Source organism: Pseudomonas sp. PICF141, assembly GCF_002286815.1.
Taxonomy (GTDB): Bacteria; Pseudomonadota; Gammaproteobacteria; order Pseudomonadales; family Pseudomonadaceae; genus Aquipseudomonas.
In genome coordinates this window covers 90,622-104,066 of the sequence record NZ_MUNM01000059.1, presented here as the reverse complement: position 1 = coordinate 104,066, position 13,445 = coordinate 90,622, and the positions used below count along the sequence as shown (strand labels likewise).

General features: G+C 58.4%; 11 protein-coding genes and 1 pseudogene. 7 read left to right on the top strand and 5 right to left on the bottom strand.

Going from position 1 to position 13,445, the window contains the following annotated elements; all coding sequences use genetic code 11:
• Nucleotides 1-300 precede the first annotated feature (300 nt).
• Both BZL43_RS17030 and BZL43_RS17025 read left to right on the top strand, forming a co-directional pair.
• Entirely contained in the window at nucleotides 301-2,238 is a 1,938-nt protein-coding gene (locus BZL43_RS17030; protein ID WP_095633385.1) for an alkaline phosphatase D family protein, read from the top strand.
• A gap of 16 nt (nucleotides 2,239-2,254) precedes the next feature.
• Complete coding sequence (locus BZL43_RS17025) at nucleotides 2,255-2,779, top strand: adenylate kinase (protein WP_095633384.1); 525 nt, start codon at nucleotides 2,255-2,257, stop codon at nucleotides 2,777-2,779.
• Between the two features lie 75 nt (nucleotides 2,780-2,854).
• Here BZL43_RS17025 and BZL43_RS17020 read toward each other — a convergent pair whose 3' ends face one another.
• Entirely contained in the window at nucleotides 2,855-4,030 is a 1,176-nt protein-coding gene (locus BZL43_RS17020) for an aspartate aminotransferase family protein (protein WP_095633383.1), read from the bottom strand.
• 101 nt (nucleotides 4,031-4,131) lie between these two features.
• Between BZL43_RS17020 and BZL43_RS17015 the strand changes: the two genes are divergently transcribed.
• Nucleotides 4,132-5,037 carry a LysR family transcriptional regulator gene (locus BZL43_RS17015; RefSeq protein ID WP_095633382.1) on the top strand — a complete coding sequence of 302 codons (906 nt, stop codon included), beginning with the start codon at nucleotides 4,132-4,134 and terminating at the stop codon, nucleotides 5,035-5,037.
• Nucleotides 5,038-5,170: 133 nt separating this feature from the next.
• Nucleotides 5,171-6,184: a sensor domain-containing diguanylate cyclase gene (locus BZL43_RS17010; RefSeq protein ID WP_095633381.1), complete on the top strand. Its 1,014-nt coding sequence runs from the start codon at nucleotides 5,171-5,173 to the stop codon at nucleotides 6,182-6,184.
• Nucleotides 6,185-6,188: 4 nt separating this feature from the next.
• Here BZL43_RS17010 and msrA read toward each other — a convergent pair whose 3' ends face one another.
• The 3 genes from msrA to msrB are packed head-to-tail and all read right to left on the bottom strand — an operon-like array spanning nucleotide 6,189 to nucleotide 9,285.
• On the bottom strand, nucleotides 6,189-6,896 hold the full coding sequence (msrA, locus tag BZL43_RS17005) for a peptide-methionine (S)-S-oxide reductase MsrA (protein ID WP_095633380.1): 708 nt from the start codon (nucleotides 6,894-6,896) through the stop codon (nucleotides 6,189-6,191).
• 42 nt (nucleotides 6,897-6,938) lie between these two features.
• Complete coding sequence (locus tag BZL43_RS17000; RefSeq protein WP_095633379.1) at nucleotides 6,939-8,726, bottom strand: cytochrome c biogenesis protein DipZ; 1,788 nt, start codon at nucleotides 8,724-8,726, stop codon at nucleotides 6,939-6,941.
• A gap of 43 nt (nucleotides 8,727-8,769) precedes the next feature.
• Nucleotides 8,770-9,285, bottom strand: coding sequence for a peptide-methionine (R)-S-oxide reductase MsrB (gene msrB, locus BZL43_RS16995; RefSeq protein WP_095633378.1), 516 nt, complete (start codon nucleotides 9,283-9,285; stop codon nucleotides 8,770-8,772).
• Nucleotides 9,286-9,438: 153 nt separating this feature from the next.
• On the opposite strand from msrB, the gene BZL43_RS16990 reads away from it, so the two are divergent.
• The 3 genes and pseudogenes from BZL43_RS16990 to BZL43_RS16980 all read left to right on the top strand — a co-directional run bounded on the left by BZL43_RS16990 (nucleotide 9,439) and on the right by BZL43_RS16980 (nucleotide 12,493).
• Nucleotides 9,439-10,155 (top strand): response regulator transcription factor, encoded by a 717-nt coding sequence (locus BZL43_RS16990; protein ID WP_095633377.1) that lies wholly within the window; start codon nucleotides 9,439-9,441, stop codon nucleotides 10,153-10,155.
• Entirely contained in the window at nucleotides 10,152-11,693 is a 1,542-nt protein-coding gene (locus tag BZL43_RS16985) for a HAMP domain-containing sensor histidine kinase (protein ID WP_095633376.1), read from the top strand. The genes BZL43_RS16990 and BZL43_RS16985 overlap by 4 nt, the downstream gene beginning before the upstream one ends.
• Nucleotides 11,694-11,784: 91 nt before the next feature.
• Nucleotides 11,785-12,493 (top strand): annotated as a pseudogene (locus BZL43_RS16980) (hypothetical protein).
• Nucleotides 12,494-12,556: 63 nt separating this feature from the next.
• Here BZL43_RS16980 and cyoE read toward each other — a convergent pair.
• A complete protein-coding gene (gene cyoE / locus BZL43_RS16975; protein ID WP_095633375.1) occupies nucleotides 12,557-13,444 on the bottom strand; it encodes a heme o synthase in 888 nt (295 codons plus the stop codon).
• Nucleotide 13,445 lies beyond the last annotated feature (1 nt).

Genomic DNA, 13,445 nt, shown 5'->3' with positions numbered 1-13,445 from the left:
GTCAAGCGGTTATTTTCAGAAGTTTTCAAAGTTTCGCTTGGGAATCTTCAACAACTTCAACCACTTGCGCTTCCGATCTCTCGTTAGCGGGAGGCGAATAGTACAGCATTTAATTTCATGGTCAACCACCTGCTGCGATTATTTTTACTCTTAGCAAAGCACTTCAAGGCGAGCGCTGATTTCTGCTTCTATAAGCAGCCTGCTTTATTCATCGACACCCCTGTGATGGACAAGGCTCAATCCTCACCCCTAGCTGCGCTATCATCGCCCGCCTCTCTGCACCAAGAGTCTTGAACCCGGATGTCCGTATCTTTGCCATTGCCTGCCGATCATTCCCTATTGCCACCAGTCCTCGTCGGCCCCCTATTACGGCGCCTGGAACCCACGAGGCTGGTACTGTGGTTGGTAGGATCGCGTGCGCTGACGTTGACGCTGCGTCTGCAGGGCGTCGACATCCGTCTCGATGCGGGGCAATGCACAATCATCCCGGTCGGTACTCACGCCTTTATTCATTTGATAGATGTGCCACTGGATGCCGCCCTGCCCTGCGATGTGCTGATCGAGTACGACCTGCTAATCACCGACAGGAATGGCATTCATTCGGGCATTCTCGAATGGGCGCCTCATCTGCTGTATGGCGAGGCGCATTGCCCGAATTTCGTGTTGCGCTCGCGGATCGATCAATTACTGCATGGCTCCTGCCGTAAACCTCACCATCCGGCGGCTGATGGCTTGCTGTGCGTCGATCGATTGCTGGAGTCTGAGCCGGAGGCTTGCAAGCGCCCCACGCTGTTAATGATGAGTGGCGATCAAGTGTATGCGGATGATGTCGCGGGGCCGATGTTGCGGGCGATCCATGCCTTGATCGAGCGTCTAGGGCTGTTCGATGAACGCCTCGACGGGGCGGTGGTCAGCGATAGCGCGAAACTCTACGAGCACCCAGCCAGTTATTACCACCGTGCGGATTTGTTACCGGCGCTTGAGAGCAACGAAACCCTGCGCGAACGATTTTTCGGTGGAGCGCGTAAGCCGATCTTCACCAGTAGCAGCGCCGACAACCATTTGGTGACCTTCGCCGAGGTCATGGCCATGTATTTATTAGTATGGTCGCCAACGTCCTGGACTCTGATCGCGCCACAACCACCGGCTCTCACGCCCGAACGACGCAAGCGTTATGCCCTGGAGCAGACGCGCATCGAGGAGTTCAAGAAAGGTCTGGGTGGTGTTGGGCGGGCGATGGCGCACCTGCCGTGCCTGATGATTTTCGATGACCATGACATTACCGATGACTGGAATCTTTCCGCGCAATGGGAGGAAACGGCCTACGGCCATCCGTTCTCCAAGCGCATCATCGGCAACGCGCTGCTCGCTTATATGCTGTGCCAAGGCTGGGGCAACAATCCGGATGCGTTTGGCGGCATGCTGGAAAGAACCCGACTGTTGAGCGCCTCTGGGCAAGACCGTTACCTGGACAGCGACATCCAGGATAGCTTGATCGATGAGCTGTTGAGCTTTCAGAAGTGGCATTACGTGCTGCCCACTCGCCCGGCGCTGGTGGTGCTTGACACTCGCACTCGGCGCTGGCGCAGCGAAATGACGCTCAGGCAACCATCCGGTCTGCTGGATTGGGAAGCGCTCAGCGAGCTGCAGCAGGAGTTGCTCGATCATCCCTCGGCGATCATCGTTTCGCCGGCGCCGATTTTCGGCGTCAAATTGATAGAAACCGTGCAACGGGTGTTTAGCTGGTGCGGCTATCCGTTACTGGTAGATGCCGAGAACTGGATGGCCCATCGCGGCGCCGCCCAGGTCATTCTGAACATTTTCCGACACTCCCGCACTCCCGGTAATTACGTGGTGCTGTCCGGTGATGTGCATTATTCCTTCGTCTACGAAGTATTGATCCGACATCGCAAGGCGGGCCCCCGAATCTGGCAGATCACCAGCAGCGGGATCAAAAACGAGTTTCCGCCAGCGCTGCTCGAATGGTTCGACCGCCTCAACCGCTGGCTCTACTCGCCCCGCTCACCACTGAACTGGCTGACCAAGCGTCGGCGGATGCGCATTGTTCCGCACGTTCCGGAGCATGCCGAGGCGGGCGAGCGGTTATGGAACTCGGCGGGGATTGGCCAGGTGTTCTTTAATGAAAAGGGCCAGCCACTGGATATTTATCAGCACAACGCGGATGGTTCGCCGAAGACGCGAATGGTGGCGCCTGAAATTTCCGAAGCGGTTGAATGACTTTGGTCGAGTTGCCATGAGCAATTACCTGCACAGCATGAACCTCACCCGAACCCTGATCATTGGAAATTCCGGCTCGGGCAAGAGTTGGCTGGCCAAAAGACTGGCCGAGCATTTGCAAGTGCCCTGGATCGATCTCGACCTGATTCACTGGATATCTGATGAACACAGCATCGCTCGTCCCCGCGCCGAGGCATTGGGCATGGCGCGGGTGGCAGCGAATGAAGAGCACTGGGTTATCGAGGGTGTGTATGGGTGGATAGTCATTGAACTGGTGGAACAGGCGACGTCACTCATCTGGCTGTGCCTGGAGGACGAAGTCTGCGTCAGTCATATTCGCCAGCGTGAAACAGAGCGCGATGATAACGATGACTTGCTGATGGCGTTACAGGACTGGGCAGATAGCTACCGTACGCGCGACGATTCCAGTGGATTTGCCGCGCATCAGCGTTTGTTCGAAGGGTTTAGCGGCTCGAAACTTCAACTGATGAATCGAGATGAAGTCACCGCTTTCGTTCGTACGATGCAACAAATCGACTGATCGTTCCTGATTCCACAGACACAGACACAGACACAGACACAGCTCCTGCAGGGGAATGCATCCATTCAATAGAAGTCAGGCTGCGCTCAGCGCTCGACCAATACCCCTGACAATCATTTCCACTTCCCGCTCATCAATCGTCAGCGGTGGCAGCAGGCGAATGGTCTTGCCCCGCGTCACGTTGATCAGCAAGCCATGATCGCGGGCTGCAATCAGGGTCAGGTCGCGAATCGGTTGTTTGAGTTCAATACCGATCATCAAACCCTGGCCGCGAATCGCCAGAACGTTAGGGACATCGGCCAGTTCGATACGCAATCTGGCCAGCAGGCGTTCGCCCTGAAGCCTGGCGTTTTCCAGCAGCCCTTGCTCCTCAATGATCTCCAGAACGGTGCACCCCACTCGGCACGCCAATGGATTGCCGCCGAACGTGCTGCCGTGGCTGCCAGGGGTGAACAGATCGGCGGCTTTGCCCCGGGCCAGGCAGGCACCGATGGGGATGCCGTTGCCCAAGCCTTTGGCCAGGGTCATGACGTCCGGAATAATACCTTCGTGCTGGAACGCAAACCATTGACCGGTGCGGCCGATGCCGGTCTGGATTTCGTCGAGCATCAGCAGCCAGGCGCGCCGGTTGCACAGTTTGCGCACTGCTTTGAGATAACCGGGCGGCGCCATTTGCACACCGCTTTCGCCCTGAACCGGCTCCATCAGGATCGCCACGATGCGTGGACCGTGGGCGTGTTGCACCGCCTCCAGCGCAGCGAGGTCGCCGAATGGCACTTTGATGAAATCCCCCGGCAATTGGTTAAACCCCAGGCGCACCGCCGGGCCGTCACTGGCGGACAGGGTCCCAAGCGTACGACCGTGAAAGGCGTTTTCCATGACCACCACCAGCGGCTGCTCGATGCCTTTGTGCCAGCCGTAAAGCCGCGCGAGTTTCAGTGCGGTTTCGTTGGCTTCGGCGCCAGAGTTGTTGAAGAACGCCCGCTCCATGCCCGACAGCCGAACCAGTTTCTGCGCCAGCCGCTGCTGCCAATCGATGCTGTACAGGTTGGAGGTGTGCAACAACAGCCCGGCCTGTTCACTGATAGCTGCCACGATTCGCGGATGGGAATGGCCGACGTTGGTCACCGCTACGCCCGCTACCGCGTCCAGATATTCGCGACCGGCCTGGTCCCACAAACGCGTGCCCATGCCTTTGCTGAAACTCAGGGCCAAGGGTTGATAAGTGCTCATCAGGCAGGCGGCGGTCATGACATCAAACTCCGTTTTTGTGGGTGTTTTTGCAGTATGGTTAGCCACCAGAGCTGGATAAACACTGCAAAACTTCAATCATTTTAAAGCTGGGCTTGATAATGGATTTATTCCACGCAATGACCGTATACGTAAGAGTGGTGGAAGCCGGCAGCATGACCGCCGCCGCTTTGGAGTGCGAAATGTCCACGACCATGGTCGGCAATCATCTTCGGGCCCTGGAACAACGTTTGGGGGTGCGCCTGCTCAACCGTACGACACGACGCCAGCGGCTGACGGAATTCGGCACCGCGTACTATCAACGTTGCCTTGAGGTATTGGGGCTGGTGGCCGATTCCGAACGGCTGGCCGAACAGACCCTCGACGAGCCGAGCGGCACCCTGCGCATCACCGCACCGCTGACCTTCGGCACCGAACGGCTGGCGCCAGCCCTGAGCGAATTCACCTTGCGCTGTCCGCAGGTCAAACTCGACGTCGTATTGACCAACCAGCGCCTGGATCTGCTCGACAACGGTTTCGACGTGGCGATTCGCTTGGGCACTACCGAGATGTCCAACATGATCGCCCGCCCGCTCATTGACTACACGATGACCTTGTGTGCATCGAAGGACTATCTGGCGCGTCGCGGCACGCCAGAAAAGCCTGCCGATCTGCAACACCATGACTGTCTTGCCTTCGCTTACCCGGCCGGAGATGACTGGCATTCGGTAGCCAAACAATGGCGCCTGAGAGGACCTGAAGGCGAAGTCATGGTAGCGGTCAGCGGCCCAATGCTGATCAACAGTTCGGCGGGGCTGCATCAAGCGGCGCGCACCGGAATGGGCATCGTAATGGTGCCCGATGCCTTGGTAGAGCAGGACCTTCAGGATGGAAAACTGGTGGCCTTGATGCAGGACTACCAATTGCCGAGTCGGCCGATGAATCTGGTCTACGCCCAGGACCGCTACCGTTTGCCAAAACTGCGCAGCTTCGTCGACTTTGCGCTGCAGAGGTGGGGCAAGCCGTAAGTGGCGCTCTCAATTAATTCCCTGCAGCGCTAAGGAAAGTAATTGAGAACCCCTCTAGCAGGGGCAATACCCCATGAACTAATCTCCTCGACTGGCGAGTCACGTTGATATCAGTTCGGCAGGGAGACCGATGATGGGTGAGGCATCGAATATCGAGCCATTGAAGTTCAATCTGTCAGATTTTAACGAGGACATGCTGCACACCATCCTGGAACTGGTCAGCGATGGCATCTGGGACTGGAACGCCAACACCGGTTTCGTCTACCGCAACCCCGGGTGGTACGAGATGCTCGGCTATACGCCCCATTCTCTGGACAACAATGTGCTGACCTGGGAAAACGTGATCCATCCCGACGATTATCCACAGGTCATGGCACTGTTTGATGACTACCTGAATCAGCGCGCAACCGGCTACCAGGCCGAATATCGTTGCCGCAAGCAGGATGGCACTTACACCTGGATCGAGGATCGCGGCTATGTGCTGGCACGTAATGCCGACGGTTCGGTAGCGCGAATGGTCGGTGCGCACCGCAGTATCGAAGCCAAGAAACGCCTGTTCGAAGCAATGGAACGGCGCAATCAATCCCTCGAAGCCATTATCGAAGAACGCACCCGCGAGTTGTCTCGGGTCAATAAGGAGTTGCAACTCCAACTCGAAGAAAACCGCAAACTGGCCGAAACCGATGTACTGACCTCCATCGCCAATCGCTATCGCCTGGAAAAAGCCTTGCCCCTGGAATGCGATCGCGCCCAACGCTTCCGCCAGCCACTGTCGCTGATCGCCATGGACATCGATGACTTCAAAAACATCAACGATCATTACGGCCATGCCTTGGGTGATGCGGCGTTGGTACAGGTAATCGAGCGCGTGAAGCGCTGCGTGCGTGAAGGTGATTTGCTGGCGCGCTGGGGCGGTGACGAGTTCATCATGATCCTGCCCAACACCTTGTTGGCCGACGCCAGATCACTCGCCGGAAGAATCCGCCATGGGCTGTCGAGCCTGTTGCCGGTCGGGGACTTTCAAGTGACCATGAGTTTTGGCGTGGTGCAACGTTTTGAAGATGAGCAACAGACCGGATTGCTGGCCAGGGCCGATCAGGCGCTGTATCGGTCGAAGATTGCGGGCAAGAATGTGATTTCGGGATGAGTGTCTACATGCCCTCCTTCACCAACACCGGTTTCTCCTGATACCGATCCGGATACAACTTCTTCAACTGCGCCACTTTCGGCAGGTCATTGATCACGATGTAGGGATATGTCGGATGTTCGGTCAGGAAGTCCTGATGTTCTTCCTCGGCCGGGTAGAAGCCGTTGTAGTTTTCCAGTTTGGTGACGATGGGTTTTTTAAACGAACGGGCAGCGTCCAGCTGGGCGATGTAAGCCTGGGCGATGCGTTGTTGTTCGGCGCTTTTGGGGAATAGCGCCGACCGATACTGAGTGCCGCGATCCGGCCCCTGGCGGTTGAGTTCGGTGGGGTTATGGGCCACCGAGAAATAGATCTGCAACAGGCTGCCATAACTGACTTGGGCCGGGTCGTAGGTGACTTCGACGGCCTCCGCATGACCGGTATCGCCATTGCTGACCCGCTCGTATTGAGCAGTATCGGCTGTGCCACCCGCGTAACCGGAGACGGCATTCTTCACCCCTTTGACGTGTTGAAATACCCCTTGGACGCCCCAGAAGCAACCGCCGGCAAAAATTGCCGTTTCACTGCGTGCTTGAGTGTTCTCATCGAGCGTTGGTGGCGCAATGATGACCGCCTCTTCGGCGCCTCCAAAAGAGAACGCGGCGCACGGACCGATAACACTGGCGGCGGCCAATCCCAGCAAGGTGCGACGCCAGTTGAATGAGGTTTTCATGGGCTGTCTCCTCAATGAATGGGGCTTTCAACCAAACGGCTATCAACCAAAGGTAAATGCATACGCCGACACACCGGGATCGAGAAATTCGATACTGAATGTCCGGTCTTTTACGCCTGCGGTCTGGCGTACCAGTTGATACAACCGCTGCTCGGTGACGCTGCCGCTGCCATCAGGCGCCACGTCGACACCGCGGGCATTACCTGGGGCCTTGCCGTCAATCAACACTTTGAAACGCACCGGTTTGCCATCAGCGCCGGGCCCCAATACCAGATGCAAATCGCGAGCGTGGAAGCGGTAGACGATTCGACCGGCCGGTGCGTTCGAAACGGCCCGCTCCGGACCGACCGTCCATTGGCCCTCCAGGCTCCAGTGATTGAGGGCCAATTTTGACGGCGGGCTATAAGCCGTCACCTTGTCTGGCGCCAGATCGGTTTGAGCAACGAAATGCTCTGCCCGTCGGTAGCCGACGTAGGTTTCCGGCGATTGCACTTCATTCATGTCTGGAGCCAGATGAACGCCCTCGGCACGGGCATTGATCAGCCCATCCGCGACCGTCTCGGCACCCGCCTCACGCAGCAGTTGCTGAATCACTCGCTCCGATTCGGCGTATTTACCCTCGCCAAAATGGTGATAACGAATGCGCCCCTTTGCATCGGCAAAATAGTGGGTCGGCCAATATTGGTTGTTGAAGGCACGCCAGACCTTGTAGTCGTTATCGATTGCCACCGGATAAGTGACACCCAGGTCTTTCATGGCTTTGGTGACGTTGCCGACATCACGTTCGAAGGCAAACTCAGGCGTATGGACGCCGATCACCACCAAGCCCTGATCACGATACTTCTCGGCCCAGGCCTTCACATACGGCAGAGTGCGCAAGCAGTTGATGCAGGAGTAAGTCCAGAAATCCACCAACACAACCTTGCCTTTCAAGGCCTGGGCGGTGAGCGGGGGTGAATTGAGCCATTGCACCGCACCGTCCAGCGATGGAAGGCTGCCTTCGATCGGCAGTTCGCCCGGAACCCTGGCGCTCATTTTCATACTGCCGACGGGTTGTTCGCCGCCCCGTGGAATCTGCGACATCATTGCCCCACCGTCGCTGGGCGACTTAACGGCCAATCGGTTGACCAGCGCCTGTTCGATATCGCCGGTGGAGGCTGTCGAGACCCGCGCCAGAATTCCGGTATCCAGCCCCAGGGCAATCGCCACCACACCCACCAGCATCGCGCCCCCCAAGCCTCGACGCAGCCACTCGCCTGCGCCTATCGAGCGCTTCATCGCAGCGAAGACTTTACCGCCCAGCAACAGAGCCCCGGCAAGGGAGGTGGCGGCGCCGGCCGCGTAAGCCAGTAGCAACAAGGTGGTGGCGACGTTTGCCCCTTGCAGCGCCGCGCCAGTCAACAACAGGCCCAGAATCGGCCCGGCGCAGGGAGCCCAGAGCAGGCCCGTGGCGACACCGATCAACAACGAAGCGCCGGGACGCGGCCGGGTATCGGCAGCCGCGACTTGCGACAGCCGACCACCGGCTGCAACCAGTGGACGCGTCAGGCGCTCGGCCAACCGGGGCAGCAACAGCGTCAACCCGAACAGTGCAACGAACAGCAACGCGAGCCAGCGACCGTACTGATTGACTTGCACCACCCAACCGCCGCCCACCGCCGCCAACGAGGCGACGAGCGCGAAGGTCAGCGCCATCCCCGCCAGCAGCGGCAAGCCACTTTTCATAAACGGCTGCCCGGTTCGAGCGAAAACAAAAGGCAATACCGGCAGAATGCACGGGCTGATGATCGTCAGTACACCACCGAGATAAGCGAGAACCAGCAGCCACATAACGTCGACCCGTATGAAGTGAGTGAAAGAAAGTGCCCATGGATTAGGCCTGAGGCTTGAAAGTCAGCGCCAGGCCGTTCATGCAGTAGCGCAAGCCGGTGGGCTTTGGCCCGTCCTGGAAAACATGACCCAAGTGACCGCCGCAACGACGGCAATGCACCTCTTCGCGCAGCATGCCGAAGGAGCGGTCCTGACGGGTGGCAACCGCGTTGTCCAGTGGCGCCCAGAAGCTCGGCCATCCGGTGCGGCTGTCGAATTTTGTGTCGGAGGAAAACAACGGCAGATCACAACCGGCGCAGGCAAAAATGCCTTTGCGGTGCTCGTTGTTCAGCGGGCTGCTGTAGGCCCGTTCGGTGCCCTCCTCACGCAAGATCACGTACTGCTCGGCGCTGAGCAGGGCGCGCCATTCGCTGTCGCTGTGAGTCACCTCGAAAACCTCCAGCGCGCGGGCCTCGTCGACCAACGCAACGCTTGCGGAAAATTTTGGCAATACACCCATCACCAAGGCTGTAGCCCCCAGCCCGCCGCTTGCTACAAGAAACTGTCGCCGTGAAAACATGGGCCTTCTCCAAAATTTCAGGTGCCTTGCATGGAACACAGCCTAGGCTTGAGTTGATCGCCAAATCCTCACGAGAAGTTAAACAATTCGTGATAACCGAGCCTCACGAAAAGCCGCACAATGGGTTCATTGCGTCACAAGGGATTGAGCTCCATGGAACCGACCAAACGCGTTCTGGTGGTTGAGGACGACCTGCACATCGCCGACCTTATCTGCCTGCATCTTCGTGATGAGCAGTTCGAGGTGGTGCACTGCGCCGACGGCGATGAAGGCATGCGCCTGCTGCAGCAAGGAAGCTGGGATGCCCTGATCCTCGACCTGATGCTGCCCGGCGTCGACGGCCTGGAAATCTGCCGCCGCGCCCGGGCCATGGCCCGTTACACACCGATCATCATTACCAGTGCACGCTCCAGCGAAGTCCATCGGATTCTGGGGCTGGAACTGGGTGCCGACGATTACCTGGCCAAACCCTTTTCCATGCTCGAGCTGGTGGCGCGGGTCAAGGCATTGCTGCGAAGGGTCGATGCCATGGCCCGCAACCTGAAAATGGACGCTGGCAGCCTGATCAGCGATGGCCTGTCCATCGACCCGATCACCCGTGAAGTCTCCCTCGATGGTCGTCGTCTGGACCTCACGCCGCGAGAGTTCGACTTGCTGTACTTCTTCGCCCGCCAGCCTGGCAAGGTTTTTTCGCGCATGGACCTGCTCAACGCGGTGTGGGGCTACAGCCATGAAGGCTACGAGCACACGGTCAATACCCACATCAACCGCCTGCGGGCCAAGATCGAAGTCGATCCGGCGCAACCGGCGCGCATCCTCACGGTGTGGGGTCGTGGTTACAAATTCGCGACGAGTGCAGATCAGCCATGAAATTGACCCTGACCCAACGCCTGTCCCTGGTGTTCGCCGTGCTATTGCTGCTGTGCTACGGCACTTCGGCCTGGATGCAGGTGCGCTCCAACCACATGCATGAACTGGAAGTGGTGCAGGGGTTGTCGCGGGATCTGGCGCAACACATCGCTCGAGACACGGTGCTGATGGATCGCAATGGCCCGATGCCCAATGCCGTGCGTGAATTGTTCAGCCAGCTGATGCGGGTCAATCCCAGTGTCGAAGTCTATCTGCTCGACACCGCGGGCCGAATTGTCGGCAGCGCCGCGCCCGAAGGCCGGATACGCCGGGAACGGGTCGATCTGGTGCCGATCCAGCGTTTGCTCAAAGGCGAGGCCTTGCCGATTCTCGGCGACGACCCGCGCAGCATCGATGGTCGCAAGGTGTTCAGCGCTGCGCCGTTGCGGGTCAATGGTCAACCGGCCGGTTATCTGTATGTGGTGTTGCTCAGCGAAGAGCACGATCGCCTCGCCGAGCGTGGCGCCACCAGTGCTGCGCTCAATACCGCGTTGTTGTCCATCGGGCTGGTGGCGTTGCTGTGCCTGATCGCCGGCCTCACGGCATTTGCCCTGATCACCCGGCCATTGCGCCGTCTGACCGAAAAAGTCAGTCAGCTCGATATCAACGGCATTCCGTCCGCTTCGCCCGAGCCTGAGCCTGAACCGGTAGAAAAAGCCGCCAGCCAGGATGAAATTGCCATCCTCGATGCGGCCTTTCGGCAGATGCAAGCGCGCCTTGGAGAACAATGGAACTCGCTGACCCGTCAGGATCAGGAGCGTCGTGAACTGGTGGCGAACATTTCCCACGACCTGCGCACACCGCTGGCCTCGCTGCACGGTTACCTGGAAACCCTGTCGCTCAAGGACGCCACATTGTCCCCCGCCGACCGCCGCCGTTATTTGGGGATTGCCCTGGATCAGAGCCGCAAGGTCGGCGGCCTGGCGCAATCGCTGCTGGAACTGGTGCGCCTGGAACACGGTTTCGTGCAACCAGTGCTGGAGCGCTTCTCCGTGACCGATCTGGTGCAGGACATCTTCCAGAAATTCGAACTCAGCGCCCAAGCGCGCCAGATCGAACTCAAGGCCACTTTCGCCCCTAACGTCTCGGCGGCTTGTGCAGATCTGGGGCTGATCGAGCGGGTGCTGACCAACCTGTTCGACAACGCCCTGCGCCATACGCCTCAAGGTGGAGAGATCGAACTCAGCCTGCGCCCTCAAGGGTCTTTTATCGAAGTGACCGTCAGCGACACCGGCCCGGGAATCGCTCCCGAACTGCGCGAAGGTCTGTTCCTGCGTCCGTTCAACATCGGCGGCGCACGGCGCGATGGCGGGCTGGGGCTGCGGATCGTGCACCGGATCCTGCAATTGCATGGAAGCGAGATTGAGCTGATCGATGTGCCCGGACGCGGCGCGACTTTTCGCTTCTCCTTGCCGGTGGATGAGCAAACGGCGGAACAGTGGATGGTTCGGTCCAGACCTCCCGCCAGAAATGCTGACCAGCCGCCTGTTGATCCGTGACAACGCAGCGCCGGTCCAATAGATTAGGCGGCCTGAAAAGGCCTCGTGCTTTCTCGCCTCAATCCAAGTTAAAAGAAGTAGTGAAATTTCAATGTCCGATTCCAATACCGCTGAATCCGTAGTCACCTTGTCGTCCAAAGCGGAATACGAAAACTCCATCAATCTTTCACAACACGTGCCTCAGGCCAAAACCATCAGCGAGATGGTTCTGGATGCTTTTCAATCCACCCGGGAAAGCGACCAGATCCGCGAACTGCGCGCCGCGATTCGCCAGGCTCACGACAGCTTCGACGACGATAAAGCCTACGAATTGATGGGCAAACTCAAGCAACTGAAAGACGCCGAAGCGGCCGACATTGCCGCCCTGGAAGACCTGAGCAGCAAATTCCCGATCAGCCGCATTCTGTCCAGCTTCAAGGACGACCCGGCGTTTCAGGAAATCGTTTATGGCCTGGCGCTGAAAGTGCTGAACCAGACTCACCAGGCCATCAGCAACCCGAGCAGCGGCAAGAGCAAAGCGGCTCGCGCCAAAAAAGAAGTTAGTTGAAGTGTTCACCATCAGCAAGGACGGCATCAGCGTCACCCTGCCCCTGCGCACCCCGCGCTCGCGCCTGAACGTTGACCGTGAAGCACTGGAATTCCTGGGTTTCACTTTCGTCGGCGAAGGCGAAGAAGCGGAGCTGGAAAGCGAGACGTTCCTGGACAATGCCGGGGCGGAACAAGCGGTCAACCGCAAGAACATTATCACCGCACTGCAGCAGCAAACTGCGTTCGACGGCTACAGCATCGCCGCGCAGTAACGCTAAATAAAAAAGCCCCGCCCTTCTCTCGAAGGGCGGGGCTTTTTTTACAGCATCCGAAGCTTAAGGCGCGTAAGTCAGCAACAGCTCACTCGGCACTTTGAAGTCCAGCGACATCATTACGCTCAACGCGGTAATGGTGAAGATCGAGAACACGAACAGCTTGCGTGCCCAGACCGTGTCATCCACTGCCTTGTAACCGGTCCAGGCCATGTACAACCAGTACATGCCCATGGCCGCGGCGACGGCGAGGTAGCTCATGCCGGCGTAGCCGCTGAAGGTCAGCATCAAGGTCGCCACGAGGAACGCCAGGATGTAGAGCAGGATATGCTTCTTGGCCACTTCAATTCCGCGCTTGACTGGCAGCACCGGAATCGATGCGGCCAGGTAATCGTTGAAGCGGAAGATTGCGATGGCGTAGGAATGCGGCATCTGCCACAGGCTGAACATCACCAGCAGCGTCAGTGCGGCCATGTCGAAGCTGTTAGTCACAGCCACGTAGCCAATCACCGGCGGCATCGCCCCCGACAGACTGCCCACCAGCGTGCCGTGAACCGACTTACGCTTGAGGTACAGGCTGTAGAAACCGACGTAGATGACAAAACCGATTACCGCGAACAATGCGGCCAGCGGGTTGGCCACTTTGTACAGCAGCGCCACCCCGGCCACGCCCAGCACCGTTGCGAACACCAAGGCCAATTTCAGCGAAATCAGGCCCTGGACCAGCGCACGGTTCTTGGTGCGTTCCATCTTAAGGTCAATGTCGCGGTCGATGCAGTTGTTGAACACGCAACCGGAAGCCACCACCAGGGACGTGCCGATCATGGCGGCCAGGAAAATGGCCAGATCGACATGCCCTTTGGAGGCCAGGAAAAATCCGCCTGCCACAGAAAGCACGTTACCGAAAATGATCCCCGGTTTGGTGATTTGGATAAAGTGCTTGAGGGACATG

Excerpts from the sequence above, each read along its gene's own strand:
- BZL43_RS17030 (WP_095633385.1), top strand. The coding sequence starts at position 301 with ATGTCCGTATCTTTGCCATTGCCTGCCGATCATTCCCTATTGCCACCA.
- BZL43_RS17025 (WP_095633384.1), top strand. The coding sequence starts at position 2,255 with ATGAGCAATTACCTGCACAGCATGAACCTCACCCGAACCCTGATCATT.
- BZL43_RS17020 (WP_095633383.1), bottom strand. The coding sequence starts at position 4,030 with ATGACCGCCGCCTGCCTGATGAGCACTTATCAACCCTTGGCCCTGAGT.
- BZL43_RS17015 (WP_095633382.1), top strand. The coding sequence starts at position 4,132 with ATGGATTTATTCCACGCAATGACCGTATACGTAAGAGTGGTGGAAGCC.
- BZL43_RS17010 (WP_095633381.1), top strand. The coding sequence starts at position 5,171 with ATGGGTGAGGCATCGAATATCGAGCCATTGAAGTTCAATCTGTCAGAT.
- msrA (WP_095633380.1), bottom strand. The coding sequence starts at position 6,896 with ATGAAAACCTCATTCAACTGGCGTCGCACCTTGCTGGGATTGGCCGCC.
- BZL43_RS17000 (WP_095633379.1), bottom strand. The coding sequence starts at position 8,726 with ATGTGGCTGCTGGTTCTCGCTTATCTCGGTGGTGTACTGACGATCATC.
- msrB (WP_095633378.1), bottom strand. The coding sequence starts at position 9,285 with ATGTTTTCACGGCGACAGTTTCTTGTAGCAAGCGGCGGGCTGGGGGCT.
- BZL43_RS16990 (WP_095633377.1), top strand. The coding sequence starts at position 9,439 with ATGGAACCGACCAAACGCGTTCTGGTGGTTGAGGACGACCTGCACATC.
- BZL43_RS16985 (WP_095633376.1), top strand. The coding sequence starts at position 10,152 with ATGAAATTGACCCTGACCCAACGCCTGTCCCTGGTGTTCGCCGTGCTA.
- cyoE (WP_095633375.1), bottom strand. The coding sequence starts at position 13,444 with ATGTCCCTCAAGCACTTTATCCAAATCACCAAACCGGGGATCATTTTC.